Origin of the sequence: Candidimonas humi (genome assembly GCF_019166065.1) — a bacterium.
Classification (GTDB): domain Bacteria; phylum Pseudomonadota; class Gammaproteobacteria; order Burkholderiales; family Burkholderiaceae_B; genus Candidimonas; species Candidimonas humi.
This window is the reverse complement of sequence record NZ_JAHTBN010000009.1, coordinates 1-14,372: the sequence shown is the minus strand read 5'-3', so window position 1 is coordinate 14,372 and position 14,372 is coordinate 1. Positions and strand designations below refer to the sequence as shown.

Annotated in this window: 14 protein-coding genes and 1 pseudogene; 12 read left to right on the top strand and 3 right to left on the bottom strand. The window is 65.3% G+C overall.

The genetic code is table 11. From position 1 onward, the window contains the following. Window positions 1–101: 101 nt before the first annotated feature. From KVP10_RS17190 to KVP10_RS17155, 8 genes are all read left to right on the top strand, one after another. Complete coding sequence (locus KVP10_RS17190) at window positions 102–950, top strand: IclR family transcriptional regulator (RefSeq protein ID WP_217965888.1); 849 nt, start codon at window positions 102–104, stop codon at window positions 948–950. A 48-nt stretch (window positions 951–998) separates the two neighbouring features. Further along, window positions 999–1,940 carry a dihydrodipicolinate synthase family protein gene (locus tag KVP10_RS17185; protein ID WP_376810976.1) on the top strand — a complete coding sequence of 314 codons (942 nt, stop codon included), beginning with the start codon at window positions 999–1,001 and terminating at the stop codon, window positions 1,938–1,940. Window positions 1,941–2,054: 114 nt separating this feature from the next. Next, window positions 2,055–2,879 (top strand): ABC transporter ATP-binding protein, encoded by an 825-nt coding sequence (locus KVP10_RS17180; RefSeq protein WP_246600785.1) that lies wholly within the window; start codon window positions 2,055–2,057, stop codon window positions 2,877–2,879. Continuing rightward, the gene (locus tag KVP10_RS17175; protein WP_217965885.1) at window positions 2,876–3,847 is read left to right on the top strand and encodes an ABC transporter permease; all 972 of its coding nucleotides are present in this window, start codon (window positions 2,876–2,878) and stop codon (window positions 3,845–3,847) included. Before KVP10_RS17180 ends, KVP10_RS17175 begins: the two co-directional genes overlap by 4 nt. A 73-nt stretch (window positions 3,848–3,920) precedes the next feature. Further along, on the top strand, window positions 3,921–4,994 hold the full coding sequence (locus KVP10_RS17170) for an ABC transporter substrate-binding protein (protein WP_217965882.1): 1,074 nt from the start codon (window positions 3,921–3,923) through the stop codon (window positions 4,992–4,994). A gap of 11 nt (window positions 4,995–5,005) precedes the next feature. After that, the gene (locus KVP10_RS17165; RefSeq protein ID WP_217965881.1) at window positions 5,006–5,743 is read left to right on the top strand and encodes an SDR family NAD(P)-dependent oxidoreductase; all 738 of its coding nucleotides are present in this window, start codon (window positions 5,006–5,008) and stop codon (window positions 5,741–5,743) included. 34 nt (window positions 5,744–5,777) lie between these two features. Beyond that, window positions 5,778–6,941: a mandelate racemase/muconate lactonizing enzyme family protein gene (locus tag KVP10_RS17160; protein ID WP_217965880.1), complete on the top strand. Its 1,164-nt coding sequence runs from the start codon at window positions 5,778–5,780 to the stop codon at window positions 6,939–6,941. Between the two features lie 300 nt (window positions 6,942–7,241). Further along, a complete protein-coding gene (locus tag KVP10_RS17155; RefSeq protein ID WP_217965878.1) occupies window positions 7,242–7,391 on the top strand; it encodes a hypothetical protein in 150 nt (49 codons plus the stop codon). 208 nt (window positions 7,392–7,599) lie between these two features. On the opposite strand, the gene ybaK is transcribed toward KVP10_RS17155, so the two are convergent. After that, window positions 7,600–8,103 carry a Cys-tRNA(Pro) deacylase gene (ybaK, locus tag KVP10_RS17150; protein WP_217965875.1) on the bottom strand — a complete coding sequence of 168 codons (504 nt, stop codon included), beginning with the start codon at window positions 8,101–8,103 and terminating at the stop codon, window positions 7,600–7,602. Window positions 8,104–8,119: 16 nt separating this feature from the next. Further along, window positions 8,120–9,016, bottom strand: coding sequence for a site-specific tyrosine recombinase XerD (gene xerD / locus KVP10_RS17145; protein ID WP_217965874.1), 897 nt, complete (start codon window positions 9,014–9,016; stop codon window positions 8,120–8,122). A gap of 444 nt (window positions 9,017–9,460) precedes the next feature. On the opposite strand from xerD, the gene modA reads away from it, so the two are divergent. The 3 genes from modA (at window position 9,461) to KVP10_RS17130 (ending at window position 11,947) form a co-directional block, all read left to right on the top strand. Beyond that, window positions 9,461–10,204, top strand: a complete 744-nt coding sequence (gene modA, locus KVP10_RS17140) for a molybdate ABC transporter substrate-binding protein (RefSeq protein ID WP_217966049.1) — start codon at window positions 9,461–9,463, stop codon at window positions 10,202–10,204. A 197-nt stretch (window positions 10,205–10,401) separates the two neighbouring features. Beyond that, window positions 10,402–11,079, top strand: a complete 678-nt coding sequence (modB, locus tag KVP10_RS17135; RefSeq protein ID WP_217965873.1) for a molybdate ABC transporter permease subunit — start codon at window positions 10,402–10,404, stop codon at window positions 11,077–11,079. Between the two features lie 145 nt (window positions 11,080–11,224). Further along, window positions 11,225–11,947: an ATP-binding cassette domain-containing protein gene (locus KVP10_RS17130; protein ID WP_217966047.1), complete on the top strand. Its 723-nt coding sequence runs from the start codon at window positions 11,225–11,227 to the stop codon at window positions 11,945–11,947. A gap of 212 nt (window positions 11,948–12,159) precedes the next feature. On the opposite strand, the gene KVP10_RS17125 is transcribed toward KVP10_RS17130, so the two are convergent. Then, window positions 12,160–12,966, bottom strand: a complete 807-nt coding sequence (locus tag KVP10_RS17125) for a TOBE domain-containing protein (protein WP_343218763.1) — start codon at window positions 12,964–12,966, stop codon at window positions 12,160–12,162. A 369-nt stretch (window positions 12,967–13,335) separates the two neighbouring features. On the opposite strand from KVP10_RS17125, the pseudogene KVP10_RS17120 reads away from it, so the two are divergent. Further along, window positions 13,336–14,372, top strand: a pseudogene (locus KVP10_RS17120) (PD-(D/E)XK nuclease family protein); the annotation flags it as partial.

Below are 14,372 nucleotides of genomic sequence, written 5' to 3'. Positions count from 1 at the left end.
ATCATCACGGATGGCTTATGCGAGCGATGGAGACACAAGATATTTTCGGTTCGTTCTCATATAAAATAAAAATTCGTAATCCGAACAAAAAGGCATATGCAATGACCGACACCACCCATGCCAAGCGGCTTGCCGCGGCCGACGACGGCCGGCCTGCCGCCAAGAACACCGTGCTGTCGCTGGCCAAGGCTTTCAGGATTCTGGAAGCCTTCACGGCGGCTCAGCCCGAATTGACTATGGCCGAGGTGGCGCGCAAGGCCGACGTGGACAACGCCACTGCCTTCCGTTTCCTGAACACGCTGGTCAACCTGGGTTATGTGAAAAAAGTCCCCGACACGCGGTTGTTCCGGCTGTCTTTCAAGGTGCTGGACCTGGGGTTCAACGCTATCGCGCATTCCGACCTGCGCACCCATGCGCGCCCGGTGCTGCGCGGCCTCGTGGGAGAAGTGCGCGAGGTTGCATCCATAGGGGTGCTGGAGGATTCGCAGGTGTTGTATGCCGAGCGGGTGCAGGCCGGCCTGACCCGCCTGGGCGTGGACATCCGCATAGGCAGCCGCATCCCGGTGTATTCGTCGGCTATCGGCCATGCCTTGCTGGCCTGGTGCCCGCGCGACTTGCAGGTCCGGGTGCTGGAGTCGTCTCCACGCAGAAAACTTACGCCCACCACCTTGGTGGACTTGAACGAGTTGTTGCAGCGCCTGGACGAGGTCAAGGACAGGGGCTACGCGGTTTCCGACCAGGAAAACGTATCGGGGCTATACGTGGTGGCCGCGCCCATCCTTGACGTGGACGGCATGCCGGTGGCTGCCGTGAGCGTGGCCGCGCCGGCGCTCAATACGACGCTTGCCCAGTTCAAGGAGGATGCGATAGGGCCTGTCGTAGAAGCCTCCGTGGAGTTGTCCAAGGCCCTGCGGTCCAACGGTAGCTTTACCTTGCCGCACGCCACCTGAGGCGGCGGTTTTATTCAATTGATAGACGAGTGCTCTCGAGGAGTCATTGTGGCGAACTTCAATTTCCACGGCATCATTCCGGCCATAGCCGTACCGTTCAACGACGATTTCAGCGTCGACGAACCCGAGTTGCGGCGCTACGCACGCTGGCTCGCACGGCAGCCGGGCATCGTCGCATTGATGACCAACGGCCACACGGGAGAGGTGTTTTCCCTGACGGCGCGAGAACGGGCGGGCGTGACGCGCGTCGTCGCCGACGCGGTCAAGGATATCTGCCCGGTCATTTCATCCGTGGTCTGCGAGGGCATCAATGAAGCTGTCGAACATGCCGCCATGGCCAAGGAGGCGGGCGCGCGTGCGCTGGACATCATGCCCCCGCACCATTGGCTGCGCTTCGGTTTCCGGTCCGAACACTGCATTGATTACTTCACTGCGATAGGCAAGGCCAGCGGCTTGCCGCTGGTGGTCCACGTATATCCGGCCTGGACGCGTGCGTCGTTCCCCAGTGCTCTGCTGGCCGAACTGGCGCGCCTGCCTTATGTGCAGGCGTTCAAGATCGGCACGCGCGAGATGAACAAATACGCGCGCGACCTGAAGGCGATCCGCGAGGCGGATCCGGCCAAGGCGCTGCTGACCTGCCACGACGAATATCTGCTGGCTTCCATGGTGCAGGGCGTGGATGGCGCCCTGGTCGGTTTCGCGTCGCTGATTCCCGGCCTCATCCACGACCTGCTGCAGGCCGTGGCCGATGGCGACCTGCGCAAGGCAATGCAGGTGCAGTCGCTGATCGATCCCTTGAAAGACGCGGTATATGGCGCCGGAGAACCGACGGGCGAAGCGCACGGACGCATGAAGGCAGCAATGGCGCGCGCCGGAATACTGCGCAGCGCCACGGTGCGTCCGCCCACGCAGGCGCCGTCGCGTTCCGAACTGGATGCCATCGATGCAGCCTTGCGGCACGCGGGGCTCCAGCAGCGCGACGCCGCATAAGGAGCTTGCCGGGATTGCGGGCCGTGGCGCAGGGCGCGTGGTATGGGCACCGGAGCGCCGTCGCGCGGAGGTCCATGAAAACGAATCCGGCGGTAAGCCGGGCAGGAGGAGTGCATGTCTGAACTGATGGAACCCCCGGTTCGGAGCCTGGATTCGGCGCGAGGCGCGGCGAATCCGGTCATCCGTATTCAGGACCTGAGCAAGATCTACCACACCTCGTCGGGCGACGTACATGCCTTGCGCGGTATTTCCCTGGACATCGCCGAAGGCGAATTCGTCACCATTGTGGGGCCTTCCGGTTGCGGCAAGAGCACGCTGCTGCGCATGCTGGCGGGCTTGGAGCCTTGCGAGCAGGGCGGCCTTTACCTGGACGGCAGGCAGATACAGGGCCCGTCGCCGGACGTGGGCATGGTGTTCCAGGCGGCCAATCTGCTGCCTTGGTTCACCGTGCGCCAGAACGTGGCGCTGCCGACCCGCGTGGGCGGCTACAAGGGTGTCGGCGACGCAGATGTCGACGGCCTGCTCGAGATGACCGGCCTGGCGGAATTCGCCGGCAAGTATCCCTACGAGCTATCGGGCGGCATGCAGCAGCGCGCGGGCATCTGCCGCGCCCTGGTGCGCAATCCGCGCATTCTGTTGATGGACGAACCGTTCGGGGCGCTGGACGCGCTCACCCGCGAGCGCATGAACCTGGAGCTGCAGCGCATCTGGAGGGCCAGCCACAAGACGGTGGTATTGATTACGCACAGCATTTCCGAAGCGGTATTCCTGGGCGACAGAGTGGTCGTGATGTCCGCCAGGCCGGGCGAGATACTGAGCGTCCTGGATGTGAAGATCGAGCGTCCCAGGGCTTTCGAAACCATATTGGATTATCCGGCGTATGCCGAACTGTCCGGTCAGATCCGCAAGCTGCTCAACGCGGAAGGGGGAGTGGAATGAACGCGATCGCATCCCGCGCCGGCTCGGGCGTCGCCGGTACCGTACGCGCCGCGGGCGCGCCCGACGTGGGCCAGGTTACGAATATCGCCAGTACGTCGGACGCGGCGAATGCCGGGCATGCCGATAGGGGCGCCGTGGCTTCCGGCCCGGGAGCGACAGCCGGGGGACCGAGGCCCGCCGGCCGCGAGCGCAAGGGCATCAACGGTCCGCTGGTCACTTCTATCGGCCTGGTCGTGCTCGTGGTGGTCTGGGACCTCAGCGTGCGGCTGTTGCACGTGCCACGGTACATCCTGCCCTCGCCCGAATCGGTGGCCTACGCGCTATGGTCGGGCCTGGCCGTGGCCCCTGACAACCCCGTGGGCTATTACCTGCCGCTCTGGAGCACGTTTTCCAATGCTGCCCTGGGCTTCCTGATCGGCACCATGACGGGCCTGGTGCTGGGGTCGTTGATGGCCGAGAGCCGCAGCGTGGAAAAACTGTTGATGCCGTACGCCTTTGCGCTGCAAAGCCTGCCGAAAGTGGCGATCGCGCCGCTGGTGGTGATCTGGCTGGGATTCGGCGATGGCTCGAAGATCGCGATCGCCGCGTTGCTGGCCTTTTTCCCCGTGCTCATCAATAGCTTCAGCGGCTTGCGCTCGGTCGAGCCGGAACGCATCGACCTGATGAAGTCGATGTCGGCTTCGCCCATGGAAACCTACCGGCTGGTCAAGCTGCCCGGTGCCGCACCGTACATCTTCGCCGGCCTGGACATGGCGGTGGTGTATGCCCTGCTGGGCACCATTGTTGCCGAGTTCCTGGGCGCCCAGCAAGGCATGGGCGTGGTCATCACACAGGCTCAGGCGGTAACGGACGTGGCTGGCGTGTTCGCGGCCCTGATCATCCTGGGTGCGATGGGTATTGCTTTGCATGCGGTGGTGCACCGCATCGAGCGGCGGGTGGTGCACTGGACCGAGCGCAATAAGAAATGAATGCGCCCGAATCCAGCGCAACTGTCAGATAGCGTATGAACGAATAATCGGCTTTCAAAAAAAGGAGACGGACATGGCTGTTACGCGTAGGGAATTCATGATGGCCTCGGGCGCACTGGCCTGCGGCCTGGCATTGGGATCCGCCAGGGCTCAGACCGCGGCGGGCTTGAAGAAACTCAAGCTGGGAGTGGGGCTGAAGTCGATGAGTCCGATCGTCATCAACCTGGTGGTCGGCGAAATCCTCGGCTACAACAAGGCCGAAGGCCTGTCGGTTACCACCCAGGCCCTGGGGACTAACGCCAATGTGCAGGTGGCAGTGGACCGCGGCGACATCGATTTCGGCGTCGGCGTGCCTTCTTTCGGCTTGCCCGTGCTATCGCGCGGCGAATGGAAGCAGTCGGTCAATTTCTACGAGTACACCTATCCATACAAATGGGACGTGGCGGTCCTGCCCAAGTCGGACATACACAGCTATGCCGACCTGAAGGGCAAGCGCATCGGCGTCTCGGGCTTCGGAGCCACCGACTACCCGGTAACCCGCAATGTGCTGCAGTCCATGGGCTTCGATCCCGACAAAGACTTCAAATGGGTCGCCGTGGGCGGGGGCGTGCCCGCCGGGGTGGCGCTGGAGCGCGGCCAGATCGATGCATTGGCGTATTACGACGTGGGCTTCGGCCTGATCGAATCCGCCGGCCTGCCGTTCAGGCTGCTGCCGCGGCCGCCCAAGCTGCCGCTGATCGGCGGCCAGTTCCTGGAGACCCGACGCGAACGCATGGAGAAAGACAAGGCCGAGGTAATAGGCGTTGGGCGCGCGGTATGCAAGGCCTCGCAATTCATCCTGGCCAACCCCAAGGCGGGGGCGCTGGCGTTCCTGCGCATGTATCCCGAGGCGGCGCCGCGCGGCAGCAGCCAGGAGCAGGCCGTGGAAGCGATCTACAAGGCCATAGGCCGCCGCATCAAGCTCTATGTGCCGCCTTATCCGCACGCCAAGATGGGCAGCATCAACGTCAAGGAATTCGAAACCGAGGCCGCGATGAACCACTGGAAGATCGCCGACTACAGCCCTTTCTACACCAATGACCTGATCGACGCGATCAACGATTTCGATCCGGCCAAGGTGCGCAGCGACGCCATGAACTACCGTTGATGGGTCCCGGCATGAGCACGCAGACAGGGCCGGCGCCGCGCCCTCGGGATCGACATTGCGCGCAGGACGGCCGCCGGCACGCGCTGGTCACGGGTTGCGCTTCCGGAATAGGCGCGGCCATCACTGCGCGGCTGCTTACCGGCGGCTGGCGGGTTACCGGCGTCGACCTGCGCGCGCCGCGGCAAGACCCGCCCGGCGATTTCCGCTACGCGCAGGCGGACCTGGCGGCCACCGACGAGGTCTTGCGGCTGTGTGCGAACTGCCCGGATGTCGATACACTGGTGCACGCGGCGGGCTTCATGCGCGTCAATCCCGTGGGCGCGTTCCGGCCCGAGGACGGCGAGGCAATGTGGCGTGTGCACGTACAGGCGGCCGAGACGTTGATCGACGCCTTGGCTGCTCGCATGCCGGACGGCGGCAGGATTGTCCTGATCGGTAGCCGCACCGCGGCAGGCGCAGCGGGGCGCGGGCAATATGCGGCGACCAAGGCGGCGTTGCTCGGCTTGGCGCGTTCCTGCGCAGCGGAGCTGGCGCCGCGCGGCGTCACCGTGAACGTGGTTGCGCCGGGCGCCACCGACACTCCCATGCTTGCAGACCCCACGCGTGGAGGCAGCCCTCCGCGCCTGCCGCCGATAGGGCGGTTCATACGCACGGATGAGATCGCCGAATTGGTGGCCTATTTGCTCGGCCCCTACGCGGCCGCCATCACCGGGCAGCAGATCGTTGTCTGCGGCGGCGGTTCCCTCTGAATTCCCCGTTGCTTTATATCAAGAGACAAGCGCCATGCAGATACTCGAAATCCGTGAAGTCACCAAGCCTATAGCGTCACCGATCCGCAACGCCTACATCGATTTCTCCAAGATGACCAGCAGCCTGGTGGCGGTAGTCACCGATGTGGTGCGCGACGGCAAGCGGGTGGTGGGCTACGGCTTCAATTCCAATGGCCGCTACGGGCAAGGCGGCTTGATTCGCGAGCGATTCATGCGGCGCGTTGCCGAGGCAGATCCGGCCTCGCTGCTCAACGATGCACAGGACAACCTCGACCCCGACCGCGTCTGGGCGACGCTGATGAGCAACGAGAAGCCCGGCGGCCATGGCGAGCGTTCGGTGGCCGTAGGTACCATAGACATGGCGGTATGGGATGCCGTGGCCAAGATCGCCGGCAAGCCGCTGTTCCGCCTGCTGGCCGAGCGCCACGGCCGCGAGGCCGACCCCAGGGTCTTCGTGTATGCGGCCGGCGGCTACTATTACCCCGGCAAGGATTTGTCGGCGCTGCGCGCCGAGATGCGCGGCTATCTGGACCGCGGCTACAACGTAGTGAAAATGAAGATCGGCGGCGCGCCGCTGGCCGAGGACGCGCGCCGCATCGAGGCGGTGCTGGCCGAAATCGGCAGCCAGGCGCAACTGGCGGTGGACGCCAACGGCCGCTTCGATCTGGACACTGCCATCGCCTACGCGCGTGTGTTGCGCGATTATCCGCTGTTCTGGTACGAAGAGGCCGGCGACCCGCTGGATTACCGCCTGCAATCGGTGCTGGCCGAGTATTATCCCGGCCCGATGGCCACCGGCGAGAACCTGTTCAGCCACCAGGACGCACGCAATCTGTTGCGCTACGGCGGCATGCGGCCGGACCGGGACTGGTTGCAGTTCGATTGTGCACTGTCCTATGGCTTGTGCGAGTATTTGCGGACCTTGCGCGAACTGGAAATAGCGGGTTGGTCGTGCAGCCGTTGCATACCCCACGGCGGCCACCAGATGTCGCTGAACATCGCCGCCGGGCTCGGCCTGGGCGGCAACGAAAGCTACCCGGATCTGTTCCAGCCCTACGGCGGCTTCCCCGACGGCGTGCGTGTGGAAAACGGCCACATCGTCATGCCCGAACTGCCCGGCATCGGCTTCGAGGGCAAGCAGGATCTGTACAAGGAAATGCGCGAGCTCGCGCAATAGCACAGCAAGAGTCGGGGCGAGGGCGGGCTTGCACGTCGCTGCGCCCGCAGGCCTGGCGTCCAGCCAGGGCGGCGCCATGTTCCACGTGGCGCTTTTGCCTCACGTTGGTAACGCGATATGTCACATACGGGCGGCCTTCGTTGTTCCGTAACCCGGCGAAATAACTGCCAGAATGCAGGCCCGCGCAGCGCGCGCACGGCCGCTTATGATCGAGGCGTCGAGCGATGGCTCGTGCGGATAGCGCCCGCGGCAATTGGGCCGCAGGTTGCAAGCCCCGCAACTCCAAGGAGTTTCACGATCATGAAAAAAGTACTCATGGCCGCCGCGCTGCTGTCCTTGCTGGCCGGCTGTGTGGTAGTGCCGACGCGCAGAGGCTATGTGGCCGCGCCCGCAGTAATAGCGCCGCCGGTAGTGGTCGTGCACCCCGCCTATCGGCCTTATTATTATTGATTGCCGGATCACCGGATTGCCGGATTGCCGGGTCGCACGATTGCCCGGCAGTCCAATTGGCGAACTGATGAAGTGGTGAACTCCGGGCCGACATTCCGGCGCATCTTCGGCCCACGGCGTGGCCGGTGTCCCGGCTGCCGGCCCGCCTCATGCTTTTCATGGCTGCACTCAGGCGTCCCGTTTGGCCTCATGCCTTCCGTGGCGCCGCTCAGGCATCTCCTTTCGATAGCGCCGCCCGCACCGGCCGCGCCTGCAGCAGGTCTACCAGCGCGGCTGGCGCCAGGCTGATCAGATAGCCGCGGCGCCCGCCGTTCAGGTAGATCGACGGATAGTCCAGCAGGCTCGACTCGATCCATACTGGCATCTTCTTGCGCGTCGCGAAAGGCGAGGTGCCGCCCACCAGATATCCCGAATTCTTTTGCGCATTGTCTGGCGTGCATGGCGCCACTTTCTTGGCGCCGATCTGGCGCGCCAGGTTCTTGGTGGAAACTTCGCAGTCGCCGTGCATCACGACCACCAGCGGATGGCCGTGTTCGTCTTCCATGATGAGAGTCTTGGCGACTTGGTGCAGGTCGACGCCGAGCTGCCGGGCCGCTTCGGCGGCGCCGCCGTGATCGACATATTCATAAGGATGTTCGCCAAAGGCGATGCGATGCTTCTTCAGCATCTGCGTGGTGGGCGTTTCGGATACGTGGCGGGTCTTGGCGTTCATGGCTTGGGTGCGCGGTCTATGCGCGCGGGTGATGGCGCGCGTGCAAGGCCTTGAGCCTTTCCCGGGCGACGTGAGTGTAGATCTGGGTGGTGGAAATATCGGCATGGCCGAGCAGCATCTGCACCACGCGCAGGTCGGCGCCGTGGTTCAGCAAATGTGTGGCGAAGGCGTGGCGCAGCACATGCGGGGACAGCGGCGTGTGGATGTCGGCTTGCGCCGCGTATTTCTTGACGATCAGCCAGAAGGACTGGCGCGTCATGGGGGCGGCGCGGGAGGTGACGAACAGCGCGTCGCAGTGGCGGCGTCCAAGCAGGGCGGGGCGCGCGCCGGCCAGGTATTGTTCGAGCCAGTGCAGCGCCTCGGCGCCCAGGGGCACCAGCCGGTCCTTGCCGCCCTTGCCCATGATCACGCGCACCACGCCTTCTTGCGGATTCATGTCCAGCAGCCCGAGATTGACCAGCTCCGAGACGCGCAGCCCGGTGGCGTACAGGGTTTCCAGCATGGCGCGGTCGCGCAGCCCCAGGTCGCTGTTCACGTCGGGCGCTTGCAGCAAGTCGTCGACTTGTGATTCCGACAGCGTCTTGGGAAAACGCGCCGGCTGTTTGGCGGAGTGCAGCGTCAGGCACGGATCGGCGGCGACACGTCCTTGGCGCAGCGCCCAGAGATAGTAGCGTTTCAGCGCCGCCAGCCGCCGGTTCGAGGTGCTGGCCTTGGAGTGCGCGTGCAGGGCCACGAACCAGTCCTGGATATCGGCGGACTGGGCCTGGTCGATATCCTTGCCCATCTTGTCGTGCAGCCAGCGGGCATAGGCGCTCAGGTCGCGCCGGTACGCCGCCAGGGTGTTCTCGGCCAGCCCGTCCTCCAGCCAGACGGCGTCGAGGAAGGCGTCTATCGAGGCGGGGGCGGAATACATGGCGTTGCGCCCGCGCGGGCGTGTGGGCGCCCGTGGAGTAGAGAGTGGCGGCGAGGGTAGGGATGCATGGGGAGCATTCTATATCCCCGAAGGGGCGGGCATGATGCCCCAAGCCCCATAGCCCCATAGCCCCATAGCCCCATAGCCCCATAGCCCCATAGCCCCATAGCCTCATAGCCTCATAGCCTCATAGCCTCATAGCCTCATAGCCTCATAGCCTCATAGCCTCATAGCCTCATAGCCTCATAGCCTCATAGCCTCATAGCATCGCAGTGGTAACAATTTGACTATCGTTATATAGGTATATATATTTCGGTGAGAGCGCTTGGCGGCCGCAACGGCGAGGCCGGCGCAGCCGGTAGGCCTGCCGGATCTGCTGTCGTCGACAGCCGGCAGCGCGCAGCCTCACCGGGAACATCAAAGGAGAACATAGTGAAAGCATGGATGTATGCGGCCGTCGTTGCCGCGGGATTGGCTGTGGGCACCCCTGCGGCCATGGCCGATGAAATCGTGGTGTCGGCTGCGGCCAGCCTGACCAACGCCTTCAAGGACGTTGCCAAGCAGTTCGAGGCCAAGCATCCCGGCACCAAGGTGCTGACCAGTTTCGGCGCCTCGGACGTGGTGCTGCAGCAGATCGTCAACGGCGCGCCGGCCGACGTATTCGCCTCGGCCGACGAGAAGGCCATGGACAAGGCCGTGGCGCAGAAGGCGGTCGATCCCGCCACGCGCAAGGATTTCGCCCGCAATGGCGTGGTGCTCATCGTGCCGACCGACAGCAAGCTGGGCTTGCATGACGTCAAGGACCTGAAGCGCGCCGACGTCAAGCGGCTTACTTACGGCAACCCCGCTTCGGTGCCGGTGGGCCGCTATACCGAGGCGTCCCTCAAGCAAGTGGGCATGTGGCAGACGGTGCAGCCCAAGGCCGTGCTGGCGCAGAACGTACGCCAGGCGCTGGACTACGTCGCGCGCGGCGAGGTCGATGCAGGCTTCGTCTTCGGCACCGACGCGGCCATCATGCCGGACAAGGTCAAGGTGGTGCAGGCGCTGCCTTCCCCCAAGCCCGTGCTGTACCCGATTGCCGTGGTGGCGCGCAAGGGCGTGAACCCGCATGCCGGCGAATTCGTCAAGTTCGTGCTGTCGGCGCAAGGCCAGGAGATCCTGGCCCATTATGGCTTCAAGAAACCCTGAAAGCCTATCGAACCGGCCGCCGTACGTAGTTCGTAGTATTCTCCGGCAAGGCCGTAGCGGGTCCGCGGAATGTTTCACGGGCCCGGCGCGGCCGCTATGTCTTTTTTCGGGGCTAGCTCCCATCACCCGCGTGCCGGGGTTCGCCGCAGCCATGGCGGGCCCGGCTCCGCGACATCACGCACACACCGCGCAAAGCCATGACGGGATTGGTCGTTCCCCTGCTGCTGTCGCTCAAGGTGGCCGGCTGGGCCACCTTGTTTGCCGCCGTATTGGGCACGGCGGCCGCGTTCGGGCTGGCGCATTGGCGCTCGCGCTGGTGCAACTTCGTCGATTCCGTCCTGACCCTGCCGTTGGTGTTGCCGCCGACGGTCATGGGCTATTACCTGCTGGTGTTGTTCGGCCGCAGGGGCTGGCTGGGCGTATGGCTGGCGCATTGGAACATAGAGCTGGTGTTCACCTGGCAGGGCGCAGTGCTGGCTGCGACCGTGGTGGCATTCCCGCTGGTGCTGAAGTCGGCGCGCGCGGCCTTCGAAGAGGTCGATCCGCAGTTGTGCAATGCCGCGCGCGTGCTGGGTTCCAGCGAGGCGGCGATTTTTTTCCGTGTGGTGCTGCCGCTGGCTTCGCGCGGCATACTTGCCGGCGTGTTGCTTGCCTTCGCGCGGGCGCTGGGGGAATTCGGCGCCACCTTGATGATCGCAGGCAATATTCCGGGCCGCACCCAGACCTTGTCCATCGCCATCTACGAGGCGGTGCAGGCGGGCAACGACGATCTCGCCAATATCCTGGTGCTGGTGACTTCGGTCACATGCATTGTCGTGCTCTGGCTGGCGGGCCACTTCCTGCCGGCATACGGCCGCAGGGGCTCGAAGCGATGAAAGGCATATGCATGGCGGCCCCTGCAAGGATTCCGGCGAAGAGGGCGAATTGCGGCAGCGCAAAGGCGCAAGCGGCCCAGGCGCCGATGGCGTGGACGCCTGGCATGCCGGGCGTCGCGTCTTGCCGCGACGGGAGGGCACCCTCATGAGCGTGCGCGTGCATATAGAGCATCGCCTGCTGTCCGGCCAGCGCGAATTCCGGCTGGCTGTGGACTTCCAGACCGAACAGCGCCGGCTGGCCCTGTTCGGGCCTTCGGGCGCGGGCAAGACGATGACGCTGCAGTCCATCGCCGGCCTGATGCGGCCCGAGCGCGGCCACATCGCCTTGAACGGAACGACCCTGTTCGATTCCGAGCGGGACATATGCCTGCCGCCGCGCGAGCGCCGGCTTGCTTATCTGTTCCAGGACTATGCGCTGTTTCCCCACTTGACCGTGGCGCAGAACATCGGCTTCGGCCTGAAGCCCGGCTGGGCCAATCCCAGCCGCCGCCGCTTGCCCGCGGCCGCGCGCCGCTGGGTCGATGCGTTCGAACTGGGGCACATACTCGAGAGCTACCCCTGGGAAATTTCGGGCGGCCAGAAGCAACGGGTCGCGCTGGCCCGCGCCCTGGCCCTGGAGCCGCGTGCGCTGCTGCTGGACGAGCCTTTTGCCGCGCTGGACACGGCATTGCGGCGCAAGATGCGCCAGGAACTCGCGGCCCTGCAGCGGCAGCTCGAGATTCCCATGATCCTGATCACCCACGACCCCGACGATGTGGCCGAACTGGCCGATGAGGTCTATGAGATCCGCGCCGGCGCCATCATCGGCACCGTGGATCCGGCCGCGCTGGCCTTGCGCGGCGACCCGCGAGTTCAGGCCGCCGCCTGAATCCCGGTCCTGCGGCTGTGCGGCGCCCCGATGGGCGAGCCCGCGTGGCTCATTCCAGAATGCCGCTTTGTTTCGCGCCCATGGAACATCGCCCGGATTTGTCGAGCCTTATTCCATTTCTAAACCAATCATGCACTTTGTCAGCTTCGCTTGTCGTACTGGGTGTACTGTCTGCGCTTCGCTTTCGTGTTCACGATCGATTAAATATGGAATTATTCCATGACCCCCAGCAGCACGCTGGACGCCTTGATGACGGCCAATACCTCGGTGCCTTCCTGCAACTGCAGCGTCTTGGCGCTTTCCATGGTGATGATGGCCGCCAAGCTGCGCCCCTGGGGAAGCTCGATGCGGACTTCGCAGTTGACCGCGCCCGGGACGACCTGGCTGACGCGGCCCCGCAACTGGTTGCGGGCCGATAGCTTCAGGCGCCCGCCATCGGCGCCGCCGCCGGGCAGGCCGACCATGACGGAAGAGGCCTTGATGAAGGCCAGCGCCTGCTTGCCGGGCGCGACACCGAGATTGCGCGCGCTTTCGCGGGTGATGATGGCTACGAGTTCCTGGCCTTCGCCCAGGTCCAGCACGATTTCGTCATTGACTGCGCCCTGGACTACGCGGCTGACGGTGGCAGCGAGTTTGTTGCGGGCCGAGGTCTGTATCATCATTTGCTGTATTAATTTCAGGTGGTGGGTGGGATCGCGCCCGGCCTTGGCCAGGGCGGCGAGAAAGCGCTGGTGTTCGGCGTTCAAGGCCTGGTAGACCTGCAGCAGCTCGATGGCGCGCGGGGTCAGTTGCGCGCCGCCGCCGCGCTGGCCGCCGGTGCTGCGCAGTACCAGCGGCTCGCCGGCCAGATTGTTCATGGCATCGACCGCGTCCCAGGCTGCCTTGTAGCTCAGGCCGATCTGCTTGGCCGCCGCCGTGATCGAGCCCGCTTCGCCGATCGCCTCCAGCAGCGCCATGCGCTTCTGGCTGCCCCAGGCATGGGTGCCGGAACGCAGCGCGATGGAGCCGGCCAGCTCCACCGGCGTTGCGGTCGCGGCTGCGGGGCGCCGGGCGGATGCTTGCGCGGATGGGCGGGACGGCGGCGGCTGGGTGGGGGCGCCCGATGACTGTTTTCGCGGGCGCCGCGCTGTATCCGGCGCGGTTTCCTGTGCCGGGGCTGCGGCGCGTCCGGAAGGCTTGCGCGCGGCGGTTTTGCTCACTGTCTTGCTCCGTATTCATGGTGTACAGTGCGGGATGGCCGGAGCGGGCGCTGGCCGGGCCGCGGCCCGGGCGCGCACGTGGCCGCTACACAATATTCTAATTCGTAGCCCGTACAAAGCGCAGCCGGCAGGGGCGGGCGGCGGCTGCCCCGCCGCATGATGCACCCGTGTGCGGCCGCGGCACGCGGCATGCAAGAAACGATGGACGACACATACGACCCGATATCCCTGGAGGCGCTGGCCGGGCTGCCCGGCGAGGAAACGCTGGTGCTGACGGTCAACAACCGGCTGGCGCGCCGCATTCTTGCCGAACTGTCGCGCGGGCTGGACGCGCGGCGCCAGGTAATGGCCGTGCCGGCCATCGTGCCGCTGGGCGCCTGGCTGCGCCAGGCCGCGGAACAACTGTCTTTCGATGCGGACGCGGGCAGCGCGGCCCATGTGCTGGATGCCTTTGGCGCACGCCAGTTGTGGCGGCAAGTGATACAGGCCGCCGAGGCCGAGCACGTCCTGCTGGATACGGCCCAGGCGGCGCGGCTGGCCTACGAGGCCGACTGGCTGATGTCCGACTGGCGCATCGTGGTGGCCGAAGGGCTGGAGACCCCCGAATACCTGCGCTTCAGGACCTGGCGCAAGCGCTATCGGGAACTGCTCGACAGCCTGGACGCCGAAGACGAAAACCTGTCCTGCGAACGCGTCATGCAGGCCGTGCTCGACGGCGGCATGGCGCTGCCGGCGCGTACGCTGGTATTGGCCGGCTTCAACGAATTCTCGCCGCGCCTGGCTTTGTTGTTGCGCGCCCTGCGCGAGCAAGGCATGGACGTCCTGCAATTACGGGAACCGCGGCCGGCTGCCGTCGATGTCGTGCGTGTGCTGGCCGATGAGCCCGATGCGGAATGGCGCCTGGCTGCCCGCTGGGCCGTGGATTGCATGAATCGCGATCCGCAAGGACGTTATGCCATTGTCTCGCCTAGGCTGCAGGACGACGTGGTGCTGGCGCGCCGGGTCATGCATGTCGAGCTGGCGTCCCCCGACGCCGCGGCGCCGCTGGCCTGCAATATCGCGGTGGGCCGGCCTTTGCGCGACTGGCCCGTGGCGCGCGCCGCGCTGGCATGGCTCGACGTCCTGGCCGACTATGCGCGCGGCGCGGATTGCGGCCCGCAGCAGCTCGGGCAGGCCTTGCTGGCGGGGCACTGCGCAGGGGGCGGCGCCGAAGCGGCGGCGCGCGC